The sequence below is a fragment of the Cryobacterium sp. MLB-32 genome (genome assembly GCF_000738085.1).
Classification (GTDB): domain Bacteria; phylum Actinomycetota; class Actinomycetes; order Actinomycetales; family Microbacteriaceae; genus Cryobacterium.
This window is the reverse complement of the sequence record NZ_JPRS01000723.1, coordinates 1-455: the sequence shown is the minus strand read 5'-3', so window position 1 is coordinate 455 and position 455 is coordinate 1. Positions and strand designations below refer to the sequence as shown.

At 63.1% G+C, this 455-nt stretch carries 1 protein-coding gene; it reads left to right on the top strand.

Going from position 1 to position 455, the window contains the following annotated elements:
• Positions 1–267 (top strand): phosphate ABC transporter substrate-binding protein (locus JF66_RS21085; protein ID WP_035880939.1); only part of this gene is annotated, 267 nt, incomplete at its 5' end.
• Positions 268–455 lie beyond the last annotated feature (188 nt).

The window sequence follows — 455 nt, the reverse complement described above, 5'->3', positions numbered from 1 at the left end:
GGCCGTGGCGACCTGATGCCGGGGATGCTCGAGCCAGTCTGGCAAACCGAGTCCTACTCACACTGCATGTTCACCGCCCTCGACACTCTGCCTGAGGCGGTTTACGCACCGTGGGTGGCGAAACTGCTCGCCATGGACTGGAACGTGCCGGCGCACCGACGAATCCTCGAGCTGGAGGGACTCACCCGATGGGTAGGGCCGCACCTCGAAGGCTACGAGGGGCTATTTCAAGCGATCAAAGAACAGGGGGTCGACTCCCGATGGTAATCATGGCGCTGATGCGCACCGTTGAGCAAATGGCCGAGGGTGACACGGCAGAATTTGCGGTGTCGTCGGCGAGTGAACTGGACCTCGTGCGCCGATGGTGCGAGAAAACGGGCAACACCCTCGTGAGCACCCTGATGGTCGAACAGGACACCGGCCAGGTGACCGTCGGCCGAGGTCGCCCGCGAAAC